Origin of the sequence: Mesorhizobium sp. AR07 (genome assembly GCF_024746815.1) — a bacterium.
GTDB lineage: Bacteria > Pseudomonadota > Alphaproteobacteria > Rhizobiales > Rhizobiaceae > Mesorhizobium.
Window position 1 is genome coordinate 6,592,891 of sequence record NZ_CP080525.1, and the last position, 12,534, is coordinate 6,605,424.

The following is a 12,534-nucleotide window of genomic DNA, read 5'->3' on the forward strand; positions in this document are numbered from 1 at the left end:
CGGATATGACGCGCAAGCAGAAACGATTGTCGGTGATCGCCGGTGGGCTGGTTTTCCTCGGCGCCGCCACCGGGCTGACCTTCTACGCGCTTGGCCAGAAGGCATCCTATTTCTACATGCCGGCCGATCTCGTCACCGCCAGTGTGCAGCCCGGCCAGCGCATCAGGCTGGGCGGGCTGGTCGAAAAAGGCACGGTCCAACGCGGGCAGGGGGCGACGGTCGCCTTTTCGGTCACCGATACGCACAAATCGGTCAAGGTCACCTACACTGGCATCCTGCCCGACCTTTTCCGCGAGGAGCAGGGCGTCATCACCGAGGGCACGTTCGGCCCTGACGGCGTCTTCGTTGCCGACAGCGTGCTGGCCAAGCATGACGAGCGCTACATGCCGAAAGAAGTAGCCGACGGATTGAAGGCCAAGGGCGTCTGGCAGGAGAGCAAGAGTGAATAATTCTGCTGGGAGAGCAAGAGTGAATAGCTCTGGCAGGAGAGCAAGCGTGGATCACGGGCATGGTTGAAACCGGACATTTCGCCCTGGTGCTGGCATTTGCGCTTTCGCTGGTGCAGACGATCGTGCCGCTGTTTGGAGCGCGCCTGAACAACCAGCGGCTGATGGCTGTCGGCGGTCCGGTCGCGGTGACCGGTTTTGCCTTGACGGCGCTGTCCTTCGCAGCACTGGCGAGCGCCTATGCGAACTCCGACTTCTCGGTGGCGAGCGTGTGGGAAAACTCGCATTCGCTGCAGCCTTTGATCTACAAGATCACCGGAACCTGGGGCAATCACGAAGGCTCGATGCTGCTCTGGGTGCTGATCCTGACCTTCTTCGGCGCCCTTGTCGCCGCTTTCGGGACCAACCTGCCGGCGACGCTGCGCGCCAATGTGCTTGCCGTGCAGGGCGCGATCGGCGCCGCCTTCTTCCTGTTCATCCTGGCGACGTCCAATCCGTTCATCCGGCTCAATCCGGCACCCATCGAAGGCCGCGATCTCAACCCGATTCTGCAGGATCTCGGCCTCGCCATTCACCCGCCGTTTCTCTATCTCGGCTATGTCGGCTTCTCGATCTGCTTTTCCTTCTCGGTCGCCGCCCTCATCGAAGGGCGCATCGACGCGTCCTGGGCGCGCTGGGTGCGGCCATGGACGCTGGTCGCCTGGATGTTCCTGACCGGCGGCATCGCCATGGGGTCATACTGGGCCTATTACGAGCTCGGCTGGGGCGGCTTCTGGTTCTGGGATCCGGTCGAGAACGCCTCCTTCATGCCGTGGCTGGCGGGCACCGCGCTGCTGCATTCGGCGATCGTCATGGAGAAGCGCTCGGCGCTGAAGATCTGGACGCTGCTCCTCGCCATCCTCACCTTTTCGCTGTCGCTGCTCGGCACCTTCCTGGTGCGCTCCGGCGTGCTGACCTCGGTCCACGCCTTCGCCACCGATCCGACACGCGGTGTCTTCATCCTGTGCATCCTGATGTTGTTCATCGGCGGCTCGCTGGCGCTGTTTGCGCTGCGCGCCTCCAGGCTGACGGCCGGCGGCCTGTTCCATCCGATTTCGCGCGAAGGCGCGCTGGTTCTCAACAATCTGTTCCTGACCACGGCGACCGCGACCGTGCTCGTCGGCACGCTCTATCCGCTCGCCGTCGAGGCCTTTTCGGCTGACAAGATCTCGGTTGGCGCGCCGTTCTTCAATCTGACCTTCGGACCGCTGATGGTGCCGCTGCTGGTGATGGTTCCGCTCGGGCCGCTGCTGGCCTGGAAGCGCGGCGATGTCTTCGCCGTCGCGCAGCGCCTGATGGTGGCGTTCGCCGCCGCCCTGCTGGCGACGCTGGTCACCGCCCTGTTCATCGACGGCGCATCGGTGTTCGCCGCCCTGGGCACGGGTCTTGCCGTCTGGCTGATCCTCGGCGCGCTCACGGATCTGGCCGTCAAATCGGGGATCGGCAATGTCGCGCCGGGGATCATGGTCAGGCGCCTGCTCGGCTTGCCGCGTTCGGTCTTCGGCACCGCCTTCGCTCATCTCGGCCTCGGCCTGACGACGCTCGGCATCGTTGGCACGCTTTGCTTCGGCACCGAAAAGATACTCTCGATGCATGCCGGCGAGACGGTGGAATTGTCCGGCCACACGCTGCGTTTCGTCGGGCTTTATCCCGCCCAGGGACCGAACTACAGCGAGGATCGCGGCCGCTTCGAGCTGATTGGGGTCAGTGGCAGCCCTGTCGGTGAAATCAGTTCCGCCAAGCGTTTCTATCCGGTGCGGCAGATGACGACGACGGAGTCCGGCATCAGGACGATGGGCCTCTCCCAGCTCTACATTTCGCTGGGCGACGAGGGCAAGGATGGCTCGGTCGTTGTGCGCCTGTGGTGGAAGCCGCTGGTGACGCTGATCTGGGGCGGCGGCCTGATGATGATGGCGGGCGCGGTGATGTCGCTGATGGACAGGCGCCTGCGCGTCGGTGCACCGTCGCGCCGCCGCAAGCAGGCCGTGACGTCCGCGGGCCTGACATGAGCGCAAGGCTTTCGCTGACCTCGATTGTCCTGCTGCTGGCGGTGTTTTTTGCCGGCGCGGCACTGGCGGTGAAGCCCGACGAGATGCTGGCCGATCCGGGGCTCGAGGCGAGGGCGCGGGCGCTTTCGGAAGGTCTGCGCTGCATGGTTTGCCAGAACCAGTCGATCGACGAATCCGACGCCGACCTTGCCCGCGACCTGCGCATCCTGGTGCGCCAGCGCCTCGTTGCCGGCGATTCGGACCAGCAGGTGATGGACTACGTGGTTTCGCGCTACGGCGAGTTCGTGCTGCTGAAGCCCCGCTTCGACCTGCGCAATGCCTTGCTGTGGGGCACGCCTGTGCTTCTCCTGCTGGTCGGAGGCGTTTTCATTGTGCTGACGGCGCGGTCGCGCCGCGCGACGGCAACCAAAGCGCTGACTACCGAGGAACAGGCGGCGCTGGACGCCATCTTGCGCCGGGACTGACGGCGGTCCTTCACAGTTTCGGTGCGACGATCTCGACAACCCAGTCGATGAAGACACGCACGCGTGGCGAAAGCTGACGGCTCCTGGGATAGAGCACCGAGATCGGCGTCGGCGAGGGCGGGTTTTCCGGCAACACCTCCACCAGCGTGCCGGCCGCGAGGTCTTCGGCATAGCGATAGCGGGGCGCCTGCATCAGTCCGAAGCCGAGACGGGTCAGGTCGGCATAGGTCTCGGAGTTGGTCACACTGATGCGCGACGGTAGCACCAGTGTCCGAAGCTCGCCCTCGACGGTGAATTCGAGCGGCAGCACCTGTCCCGTCCGCGATGAGGCAAAGCCGATCATCTCGTGACCGTGGAGATCGTCGAACGTGCGCGGAACGCCGTGGCGTTCCAGATAGGCCGGGCTTGCGAACGTCGCCTCCCGAGCCAGACCCAGTCTGCGAACGATCATGTCGCTGTCGGCGATCTCGCCTGCGCGGATGACGCAATCGAAGCCCTCACGCACGATGTCCACGAAGCGGTCGCCCTCGCCGATGTGGAGCGACAGGGCCGGATGGCGCTCGAGGAAGGCCGGCAGTTGGGGCAGGATGAAGTTGCGCGCCATCGGTCCGTGCACTTCGATGCGCAGCAACCCGCGAACCTCGCTGCCGGTCAGCGCCGCTTCGGCATCCTCCACCTCGGCAAGGATCGCCTTGCAGCGCCGGTAGTAGATCTCGCCTTCCAGCGTCGGCGTGACGTGGCGGGTCGTCCTTTGCAGGAGCCGAATGCCAAGCCGCTGCTCCAACTGCTTGATCGCCGTGGTCGCGCTGGATCGCGGTATGCCAAGGTGGGAGGCCGCCGCGCTGAAGCTCTGTCGCTCCACGACGCGGACCAGCAGGCGCATGCTGTCGAAATGGTCCATTGTTGTGGTTTCTGGAACGCAGATGTCAAAATGAGATAGATTGTTTCAATCTACAGACCGATTACATCGGTGTCCATGGATCAATCAAGGAAGGATTTTGAACATGGACACGCAAACACGCAAAATCGCTCTCGTCACTGGCGGCAGCCGGGGCCTGGGCCGCAACACCGCTGAAAACCTTGCTCGCAAGGGCGTCGATGTGGTGATCACCTATCATTCCCAGGCCGACGCCGCCCGCGCGGTCGTCGCGGCGATCGAGGCCGAAGGCTGCAAGGCGGTCGCCATGCAACTCGACACCGGCGCGACGCAAACTTTCGAGGGCTTTGCCGAGCGGCTGAAGGGTGTGCTGCGCGATATCTGGGGTCGCGACAGTTTCGACTTTCTCATCAACAATGCCGGCACCGGATTTCACAAGCCCATCGCCGAGACCAGCGAGGCGGATTTCGATACGCTGGTGGCGATCCATCTGAAAGGCGTTTTCTTCCTGACGCAGAAGCTGTTGCCGCTGATCGCCGATGGCGGCCGCATCATCAATCTGTCGAGTGGCCTCGCACGATTCGCGATGGCCGGCACGGCCGCCTATGCGATGATGAAGGGCGGCATCGAGGTGTTCACACGCAGTCTTGCCAAGGAACTTGGGCCGCGCGGCATCACCGCCAACACCGTCGCACCCGGCGCGATCGCCACCGATTTCAACGGCGGACGCTTGCGTGACAATCCGGACATGCAGCGCATGGTGTCCCAGATCACGGCGCTCGGGCGTGCCGGCGTTGCCGACGACATCGGCCCGATGATCGCCTCGCTGCTTTCGGACGACAATCGCTGGATCAACGCGCAGCGCATCGAAGTGTCCGGCGGCATGTTCATCTGATCGCCATGCGGGTCAGGCTCGTCGAGTCTGGCCCGCGAAAATTGGCCTGCAACATTACCAAAGTTTCATGTGTCGGAAATGGCGCCGTAATGTGCGCCTCTCTAATTCTCCTTTCCCGAGGATGCCGATCAAACGCGTCCCTTTGAAAGAGGATACGAGACCCCATGAATATTGCCCCCAATTCATATTCCGTCACCCGCAAGCGTCTCATGGCTGCCGTCGCGTCCATCGCCGTCGCCGGTGCGATCGGCGTCGGTGCTCTGACGACGGGAACCAGCCCTGTTCTGGCCGATGCCGTGCGCGTCGAGGCGCCGCAGGTGCCGGGCTTCGCCGACGTCGTCGAGCACGTTTCTCCCGCCGTGGTCAGCGTCAAGGTCAAGGCCAAGATCAGCCCGGCGGCCGACGACGGCTCCGACCAGTCCGACGATCCGGACGGCATGAACAATCTTCCCGACAATCCGCAGTTGCGCCGCTTCTTCAAGGAATTCCGTGGCTTTGGTGACCAGAATGGCCAGGGTGGCGGCAATCGCCGCTTCAGCCACCGCGACCACAACAACGACCAGCCGCGGCCGGTTGCGCAGGGTTCCGGCTTCTTCATCTCCGATGACGGCTATCTCGTCACCAACAACCACGTCGTCCAGGAAGGCTCGGCGTTCACCGTGGTGATGAGTGACGGCAAGGAACTCGACGCCAAGCTGATCGGCACCGACCCGCGCACCGACCTCGCCGTGCTCAAGGTCGATGGTGTCGGCAAGTTCACCTATGTCGACTTCGCGGACGATTCCAAGGTTCGTGTCGGCGACTGGGTGGTGGCCGTCGGCAATCCGTTCGGCCTCGGCGGCACTGTCACCGCTGGCATCGTCTCGGCCCGCGGCCGCGACATCGGCGCCGGTCCCTACGATGACTTCATCCAGATCGACGCCTCGGTCAATCGCGGCAATTCGGGTGGCCCGACCTTCAACCTCAACGGTCAGGTCGTTGGCATCAACACCGCGATCTTCTCGCCGTCGGGCGGCAGCGTCGGCATCGCCTTCGACATTCCCGCTTCGACCGCCAAGCAGGTGGTGCTGGACCTGATGAAGAGTGGCAGCGTGCAGCGCGGCTGGCTCGGTGTCGAAATCCAGCCGGTGACGTCCGATATCGCCGAATCGCTGGGCCTGAAGTCGCAGAACGGGGCTCTGGTTTCCAGCGCCCAGGACGATGGTCCCGGCAAGAAGGCCGGTATCATTGCCGGTGACGTGATCACCCAGGTCGACGGCAAGGACGTTGCTTCGCCGAAGGAACTGGCTCGTCTGATCGGCGCCTACTCGCCTGGCAAGCCGGTCGACGTCACCGTGTGGCGCGACGGCAAAAGCCAGACGGTGAAGGTCGATCTCGGCACACTGCCTTCGAGCGACAAGCGGGCATCGGCCGACCAGCCGAAGCCCGCCGCCCCGGCCAAGCCCGACTCGTTGGCCGATCTCGGCCTGACCGTCACCAAGTCCGAAAACGGCAAGGGGCTGGTGGTGACCGACGTCGATCCCGACAGCGATGCCGCCGACCGCGGCATCCAACCGGGTGACGTCATCACAGCAGTCAATTCGGCTGAAGTGAACGGCGCCGACGACGTCACCAAGGCGATGACCGAAGCGGTGAAGGCCGGACGCAAGGCGGTGCTGATGCAGATCACCCGCGACGACAACAACCGGTTCGTCGCGCTGCCCGTCGCCAAGGGCTGAAGCATGGCCCCGGAGCGTTCTCGCCTCTCCAGTCGGATGAGGACGCTCCGGCGGCAGGTTCGACTTTTCCAGTGCGGCTGTTTCAACACCCCCGAGCCGCCGCACGGGAAAGCATGGAGGAGCGCGCGTTAGTCAGTCATCGCGCTCTCCCCGGCGGCAGCGGGCTCCCATCGCCCGCTGCCGCGCCAATCCAGGCATGTCGTCAAAAAGCGTTTCAGCGATCTTGGCGCAACGACATCGCAAACAAGGACTTTTATCGCGCACCGGCCTCGAATCATCTTGATCGCGACGCGCTTTGGCAAAGGCCACAATGCAGATGTCCGCCACTCAACCTTCCAGCGAAATCGCGTATAACAGTCCTATGAAGATTCTCGTCATAGAAGACGACCGCGAGGCTGCGGACTACTTGCAGAAAGCCTTTACCGAGGCCGGTCACACCGCGCATGTCGCCGGTGACGGCGAAACCGGTTTCGCGCTCGCCGATGCCGGCGACTACGACGTGATGGTCATCGACCGGATGATGCCGCGCCGTGACGGCCTGTCGGTCATTGCCGGTCTCAGGTCCAGGGGCAACACGACGCCGGTGCTGATCCTGTCGGCGCTCGGCGAGGTCGACGACCGGGTCACCGGCCTGCGCGCCGGCGGCGACGACTATCTGACAAAACCCTATGCCTTCTCCGAGCTTCTGGCCCGCGTCGAGGTGCTGAACCGCCGCGCCAGCGCCAAGGAGGCGGAAACCGTCTATCGCGTCGGCGATCTCGAACTCGACCGGCTGTCGCATTCGGTTCGCCGCGCGGCACGCGAGATCACGCTGCAGCCTCGCGAATTCCGTCTGCTCGAATATCTGATGCGCCATGCCGGGCAGGTGGTGACGCGCACCATGCTGCTGGAAAATGTCTGGGACTATCATTTCGATCCGCAGACCAACGTCATCGACGTCCATGTCTCGCGGTTGCGCGGCAAGATCGAGAAGGGCTTCGACAAGCCGATCCTGCATACGGTTCGCGGTGCCGGCTATATGTTGAAGAGCGGCTAGCGGCAGCATGGCTCTTTCCGTGCCCGCCATCATGAGGACGACGGCTGCGCGGCTTTCGGCGCTCTATCTCCTGCTCTTCGCGCTTTGCGCCGTGGCGCTCGTCTTCTACATGACCTCGCTGTCGGCGCGTATGCTGACCGCGCAGACGCAGGAGACCATCAACGACGAGGTGCTCGGTCTCGCTCGCGCCTACCAGCGCGGTGGCCTGCCTATCCTGGTGCGCGTCGTGGAACAGCGCTCGCGCCAGCCCGGCGCCAACCTCTACCTGATCGCCGACGCCAACGGCCAGATCCTGACCGGCAATGTGCAGAGTCTGGAGCCGGGCGTTCTCGAAACCGAAGGCTGGACCAACAGCCCGTTCTCCTATCAGCGCTTTGGCGAGGGCGAACTCGAGCGGCAGCGCAATCTGCCCGCCGACCAGAACACCTCCGAGCAGAGTGATGCACAGGCGCAAGGCGAAAAGGGCCACAACGCCATAGCGCTGGTGTTGCGGCTGCCGAACCAGATGATCATGCTGGTCGGCCGCGACCTTGGCGAGCCGGAGCGGTTCCGCGCCGTCATCCGCCGCGCCCTGATGCTGGCGCTGGGCATGATGGGGCTGGGCGGATTGCTGATCTGGTTCTTTGTCGGCCGCGCGGCGCTGAAGCGCATCGACAGCGTGTCGGATGCAAGCCGCCGCATCATGGGTGGCGACCTGTCGGGCCGGCTGCCGGTGACCGGGGCCGGTGACGAATTCGACCGGCTGTCCGAAAACCTCAATGCCATGCTGGCCAGGATCGCCACGCTGAACGAGGGCCTGAAACAGGTCTCCGACAACATCGCGCATGATTTGAAGACGCCGTTGACCCGGCTGCGCAACCGCGCCGAGGCCACCCTTTCGGGCAAGCACAAGACATCAGACTACCGTCAGGCGCTGGAAGGCACCATTGCCGAGTCCGACCAGCTGATAAAGACCTTCAACGCCATCCTGATGATTTCCCGGCTGGAGGCAGGCTATTCTTCCGAGAACACCAACCGCGTCGATCTTGCGGAAGCCGTGCGCGATGTCGTCGAGCTCTACGAGCCGGTGGCGGAGGAGGCGGGGGTATCGCTGGAGGCGGACGCGCGGGAGGCGGCCTTCGTCAACGGCAACCGCGAATTGATCGGCCAGGCGCTGTCGAACATCGTCGACAACGCCATCAAATATTCGACCGGCGCCAATGCCCAACCGGCTGTGCGCGTGGCTCTCGAGCGGACCGGCACCGAAGTCCGGCTGTCGGTTGCCGACAATGGCCACGGCATCCCCGACGACGGCGACCGCGCCCGCGCGACGGAACGTTTCGTGCGGCTGGAGAAGAGCCGTTCGCAGCCGGGTTCCGGTCTAGGACTGAGTCTCGCCAAGGCGGTCATGACATTCCACAATGGCCGGCTTGAACTTTTGCCTGGCAATCCCGGATTGTCCGTGGTCATGAGTTTTCCCGCACGGGAGGATCACTGATGAGCGCGGCTGCAAAGCGGGCGGGGACAGACTGGCTGCTGAAACCCGCGGCCATCCTCGCTCCGCTCGACGAAGACCGGGCGCGGCAAGAGCTGGCCGAGATCGCTTCCGCGGCACGGCAAGAAGGGCTGCCCCGGCTGGCCAAATTCCTGGCTGGCAAGGGTGCGGCTCAGAGCCTCCTTTCCGCCGTCTTCGATCTGTCGCCCTTCCTGCGCAATACGGCACGTCGCCGGCCGCGGATCCTCGACGGGCTGTTCGACCAGACTGTCGAGGACCGGCTGAAGGCGATCGGCGCCGCCATCGACCGGGCGCATTTGGCCGAGGCGCTCTCGGAAGCCGGCCTTATGATGGACCTGCGTCAGTGGAAGGCCGAAGCGCATCTCCTGATCGCGCTCGCCGATCTTGCCGGCGAAGCCGAAACGGCGCTGACGGTGCGGCGATTGAGCGATCTCGCCGAGGCCTGCACCCGCGCCGCCGTCGACTTCCTGCTGCGCGACGCGGATAGTCAGGGCAAGCTCAAACTGCCGGATCCCGACAATCCGTCGCGGCAATCGGGCTGGATCCTGCTCGGCATGGGCAAGCTCGGCGCGCACGAGCTGAACTTTTCGTCGGACATCGATCTCGTCGTTTTCTTCGATCCGGAAGCGCCCGCCGTCGTCGATCCCCTCGACGCCACCGAGCTGTTTTCGCGGCTGACGCGCCGCCTGGTGCGGATCCTGCAGGACCGCACCGAGCACGGTTATGTCTTCCGCACCGATCTGAGGCTGCGCCCCGATCCAGGTTCGACACCACTGGCGATCCCGGTCGAGGCGGCATTGCGCTACTATGAGGCGCGCGGCCAGAACTGGGAGCGCGCCGCGATGATCAAGGCGCGGCCGGTGGCCGGCGATCTCGCCGCGGGGGCAGCCTTCCTCAAGGAGTTGCAGCCCTATATCTGGCGCAAATACATGGACTATGCCGCGATTGCCGACGTCCATTCGATCAAGCGCCAGATCCACGCCCACAAGGGCCATGGCGAGATCGCCGTGAAGGGCCACAACGTCAAGCTCGGGCGCGGCGGCATCCGCGAGATCGAGTTCTTCGTCCAGACCCAGCAGCTCATCGCCGGCGGCCGCTTCCCGGAGTTGCGCGGCCGCGAGACCGTGCCGATGCTCGGCCAGCTTGCGGCACGCGGCTGGATCACCGCCGATGCGCGCGATGCGCTGGCCCGTCAGTACTGGTTCCTGCGCCGTGTCGAACATGCCGTGCAGATGGTTGCCGACGAGCAGACGCACACACTGCCAGAAGACGATGAAGGGCTGGAACGCATCGCCCGCATGCTCGGCTTTGCCGATGCGGCCGCCTTTTCCATGGCATTCCGCGCCTCGCTGCAACAGGTCGAACGCCATTACGCGGCGCTGTTCGAAACCGCGCCGGAACTGTCGACGGGCATCGGCAATCTGGTCTTCACCGGCGATGTCGACGATCCCGATACATTGCAGACCTTGCATGGTCTCGGCTTTCAGCGACCGAGCGACATCTGCCGCGTCATCCGCGGCTGGCATTTCGGCCGCTATCGCGTCACCCAGTCGGCGGAAGCGCGCGAGCGGCTGACGGAATTGACGCCGGCGCTGCTGCGCTCCTTCGGCCAGACGCGCCGGGCGGACGAAGCCTTGATGCGCTTCGACGAGTTTCTCGCCGGTCTGCCTGCCGGCATCCAGCTGTTTTCCCTGCTGCAGTCCAATCCGGCCCTGCTGAAGCTGCTGGCGACGATCATGGGGGCAGCACCCCGGCTGGCGGCGATCATCACGCGCCGGCCGCATGTCTTCGATGGCTTGCTCGACCCGGCCTTGCTGACCGAATTGCCGGACCGCGCCTATCTGTCGGCGCGGCTTTCCGCCTTTGTCGAGGGCGACCGGCTTTACGAAGACGTGCTCGACCGGCTGCGCATTTTTGCTTCCGAGCAAAAGTTCCTGATCGGTGTCCGGCTGCTGGCCGGCTCGATCGATCCGGCCCGCGCCGGCCGCGCCTTTTCCGATCTGGCGGATCTCACCATCGAGGCGGCGTTGCAGGCGGTGGCCGCCGAATTCGCGGCACGCCACGGCACGATTGCCGGTGGCGTGGTTTCGCTGCTCGGCATGGGCAAGCTCGGCAGCCGCGAATTGACCGCGGGATCGGATGTCGACCTCATCCTGCTCTACGATCACGCGCCGGATGCCGAGGAATCCGATGGCGACAAGCCGCTGGCGCCTTCACACTACTACACCCGCATGACGCAGCGGCTGATCGCGGCCGTCTCAGCGCCAACCGCGGAAGGCGTGCTCTACGAACTCGACCTGCGCCTGCGGCCGTCCGGCAACAAGGGTCCGGTGGCCACCCACATAGATGCCTTCAAGAAGTATCAGCGCCAGGAAGCCTGGACGTGGGAGCACATGGCGCTGGCACGGGCGCGCACTATTGCCGGCGACGCCGGCCTGTGCGGTGAGGTTGAAGCGGAAGTCGCCGCCGTGCTTGGCCAACCGCGCGACGCGAAGAAGGTGATGGTCGAGGCCTCGGACATGCGCGCCATGATCCAAAAGGAAAAGCCGCCGCGCGACCTCTGGGACATCAAGCTGATCCCCGGCGGCCTGATAGACCTCGAGTTCATCGCCCAGGTGGCCGTCATCACCGGGCAGGTTGAATCCGGGCCGCGTGCCCCGGCCGTGCCAATTGCACGTGCCCCGGCCGTGCCTGCACGTGCCACGGGTACGGCCGAGATCCTGTCCCGCCTGGCGCCTGCCTTCGCCAGCGCCGGGGTCAGGCAGGACCTTGGCGATGCCTATGCGCTCTATCTGGCGCTGACCCAGATGGCGCGGCTGTGCCTCACCGGAGCTTTTGAGCGCGACGACGTTCCGCCGGGGCTTTCGGATCTGCTTCTGGCGGTGACTGACCTGCCGGATTTCGGTGTGCTGGAAGCGCACCTCAAGGAGACGTCGCAAAAGGTCAGGAAGGATTTTGACCTTTTGCTTCGTACCGGACGACCGTGAAGTGGTTCGTCTGGTCGCATCGGGGGTGACGATGCAACAGGAGAAGACCATGAGAAAGACAACCAGACTTGCCCTTGCCTTCGTAGCCCTGGCCGGCGCCGTCGGCACCACCGCCTATGCCGAAAACAATGCCAGCGAAAAAATGCGCGAGGGCACGATGATGCGTCTCGACAAGGCGATGAGCGACCACAACGGCTCCATCAGCTTCGACCAGTTTTCCGAAGCCATGAACGCGCGGCTGAAGAAGCTCGTCGCCGACAATGGCGGCAAACTGACCGTCGCCCAGCTCGCCGACGCGCTGGAGAAGGCGCGTTTCGAGCAGATGGCCAAACGCATCATCGCCCGTTACGACACCAAGGGCGACGGCACGCTGACATCAGACGACATCACCAGTCGCGAGAAGAAGGTCTTCGCCGTGCTCGACAAGAACAATGACGGCAAGATCGAAAAGAGCGAACTGCCGAAGGACGGCCGCTTTGGCCATCATCGCCTAGGGGGCGACGACGGCAACGACGACAGCATGCAGTGATGCCGTCCGATGCAGGCTCCGGCGACGTCGGCCGGAGCC

10 protein-coding genes are annotated in these 12,534 nt (G+C 64.5%); 9 read left to right on the forward strand and 1 reads right to left on the reverse strand.

What is annotated here, in order from left to right; all coding sequences use genetic code 11:
* Positions 1–5 precede the first annotated feature (5 nt).
* Genes ccmE through BPNPMPFG_RS32430 form a run of 3 tightly spaced genes read left to right on the forward strand, consistent with a single transcriptional unit; the run spans position 6 to position 2,958 of the window.
* Complete coding sequence (gene ccmE, locus BPNPMPFG_RS32420) at positions 6–449, forward strand: cytochrome c maturation protein CcmE (protein WP_258592602.1); 444 nt, start codon at positions 6–8, stop codon at positions 447–449.
* Positions 450–508: 59 nt separating this feature from the next.
* Positions 509–2,494, forward strand: coding sequence for a heme lyase CcmF/NrfE family subunit (locus BPNPMPFG_RS32425; protein ID WP_258592603.1), 1,986 nt, complete (start codon positions 509–511; stop codon positions 2,492–2,494).
* Positions 2,491–2,958 carry a cytochrome c-type biogenesis protein gene (locus tag BPNPMPFG_RS32430; protein ID WP_258592604.1) on the forward strand — a complete coding sequence of 156 codons (468 nt, stop codon included), beginning with the start codon at positions 2,491–2,493 and terminating at the stop codon, positions 2,956–2,958. Before BPNPMPFG_RS32425 ends, BPNPMPFG_RS32430 begins: the two co-directional genes overlap by 4 nt.
* Positions 2,959–2,968: 10 nt before the next feature.
* Here BPNPMPFG_RS32430 and BPNPMPFG_RS32435 read toward each other — a convergent pair whose 3' ends face one another.
* Positions 2,969–3,859: a LysR family transcriptional regulator gene (locus tag BPNPMPFG_RS32435; RefSeq protein ID WP_258592605.1), complete on the reverse strand. Its 891-nt coding sequence runs from the start codon at positions 3,857–3,859 to the stop codon at positions 2,969–2,971.
* 97 nt (positions 3,860–3,956) lie between these two features.
* Between BPNPMPFG_RS32435 and BPNPMPFG_RS32440 the strand changes: the two genes are divergently transcribed.
* The 6 genes from BPNPMPFG_RS32440 to BPNPMPFG_RS32465 all read left to right on the forward strand — a co-directional run bounded on the left by BPNPMPFG_RS32440 (position 3,957) and on the right by BPNPMPFG_RS32465 (position 12,495).
* Positions 3,957–4,730: an SDR family NAD(P)-dependent oxidoreductase gene (locus tag BPNPMPFG_RS32440; RefSeq protein WP_413776819.1), complete on the forward strand. Its 774-nt coding sequence runs from the start codon at positions 3,957–3,959 to the stop codon at positions 4,728–4,730.
* Between the two features lie 164 nt (positions 4,731–4,894).
* Positions 4,895–6,448, forward strand: a complete 1,554-nt coding sequence (locus BPNPMPFG_RS32445; protein WP_258592607.1) for a Do family serine endopeptidase — start codon at positions 4,895–4,897, stop codon at positions 6,446–6,448.
* Between the two features lie 361 nt (positions 6,449–6,809).
* Positions 6,810–7,484: a response regulator transcription factor gene (locus BPNPMPFG_RS32450; protein WP_164548653.1), complete on the forward strand. Its 675-nt coding sequence runs from the start codon at positions 6,810–6,812 to the stop codon at positions 7,482–7,484.
* Positions 7,485–7,491: 7 nt separating this feature from the next.
* A complete protein-coding gene (locus BPNPMPFG_RS32455; protein ID WP_258592608.1) occupies positions 7,492–8,961 on the forward strand; it encodes a sensor histidine kinase in 1,470 nt (489 codons plus the stop codon).
* The gene (locus BPNPMPFG_RS32460; RefSeq protein ID WP_258592609.1) at positions 8,961–11,966 is read left to right on the forward strand and encodes a bifunctional [glutamine synthetase] adenylyltransferase/[glutamine synthetase]-adenylyl-L-tyrosine phosphorylase; all 3,006 of its coding nucleotides are present in this window, start codon (positions 8,961–8,963) and stop codon (positions 11,964–11,966) included. Before BPNPMPFG_RS32455 ends, BPNPMPFG_RS32460 begins: the two co-directional genes overlap by 1 nt.
* Before the next feature lie 49 nt (positions 11,967–12,015).
* The gene (locus tag BPNPMPFG_RS32465; protein WP_258592610.1) at positions 12,016–12,495 is read left to right on the forward strand and encodes an EF-hand domain-containing protein; all 480 of its coding nucleotides are present in this window, start codon (positions 12,016–12,018) and stop codon (positions 12,493–12,495) included.
* Positions 12,496–12,534: the final 39 nt, after the last annotated feature.

Bases quoted from the DNA above. Each gene is read 5' to 3' on its own strand.
- ccmE (WP_258592602.1), top strand. From the start codon at position 6: ATGACGCGCAAGCAGAAACGATTGTCGGTGATCGCCGGTGGGCTGGTT.
- BPNPMPFG_RS32425 (WP_258592603.1), top strand. From the start codon at position 509: ATGGTTGAAACCGGACATTTCGCCCTGGTGCTGGCATTTGCGCTTTCG.
- BPNPMPFG_RS32430 (WP_258592604.1), top strand. From the start codon at position 2,491: ATGAGCGCAAGGCTTTCGCTGACCTCGATTGTCCTGCTGCTGGCGGTG.
- BPNPMPFG_RS32435 (WP_258592605.1), bottom strand. From the start codon at position 3,859: ATGGACCATTTCGACAGCATGCGCCTGCTGGTCCGCGTCGTGGAGCGA.
- BPNPMPFG_RS32445 (WP_258592607.1), top strand. From the start codon at position 4,895: ATGAATATTGCCCCCAATTCATATTCCGTCACCCGCAAGCGTCTCATG.
- BPNPMPFG_RS32450 (WP_164548653.1), top strand. From the start codon at position 6,810: ATGAAGATTCTCGTCATAGAAGACGACCGCGAGGCTGCGGACTACTTG.
- BPNPMPFG_RS32455 (WP_258592608.1), top strand. From the start codon at position 7,492: ATGGCTCTTTCCGTGCCCGCCATCATGAGGACGACGGCTGCGCGGCTT.
- BPNPMPFG_RS32460 (WP_258592609.1), top strand. From the start codon at position 8,961: ATGAGCGCGGCTGCAAAGCGGGCGGGGACAGACTGGCTGCTGAAACCC.
- BPNPMPFG_RS32465 (WP_258592610.1), top strand. From the start codon at position 12,016: ATGAGAAAGACAACCAGACTTGCCCTTGCCTTCGTAGCCCTGGCCGGC.